This window comes from Pseudomonas onubensis (assembly GCF_965653655.1).
Lineage (GTDB): Bacteria > Pseudomonadota > Gammaproteobacteria > Pseudomonadales > Pseudomonadaceae > Aquipseudomonas.
Genome location: NZ_CBFHAZ010000300.1, coordinates 1 through 432, shown reverse-complemented (window position 1 = coordinate 432; position 432 = coordinate 1). Strand labels below are relative to the sequence as shown.

The following is a 432-nucleotide window of genomic DNA, read 5'->3' as shown; positions in this document are numbered from 1 at the left end:
ATATCACACGACTGGCCGGCGAAATGAACGGGTACAATCGCTTTTGTCCGCGGGGTGACGGCCGCCTCAATTTTTTCAGGGTCTGCATTCAGCGTAAGCGGATCGATGTCAGCAAACACCGGAACGGCGCCTGTGTGCTCGATTGTATTGGCTGTTGAACTGAACGTCACGGCAGACGTGATGACCTCGTCGCCGGGACCGATCCCTTTCGCTTTCAGGGCCAAAAACAAAGCGGCGGTACATGAGTTCAGCGCGATCGCGTGCTTTGCCCCCGTCCAGGCGGCAAAGGCTTTTTCAAACGCCTCTACTTTCGGTCCCTTTGAAAGCCAGCCCGATTCAAGCGTATCAATAACCTCCTGAATTTCGTCCTTCCCGATCATGGGCAATGAATAGGGAAGAAAAGCTGATCTTTTTTGCACCATTTTTTTGCGC

1 protein-coding gene is annotated in these 432 nt (G+C 53.0%); it reads right to left on the bottom strand.

What is annotated here, in order from left to right:
• Positions 1-432, bottom strand: a 432-nt coding sequence (locus tag ACTD9P_RS30050) for a DegT/DnrJ/EryC1/StrS family aminotransferase (RefSeq protein WP_438870487.1), incomplete at both ends; no start/stop codon positions are given.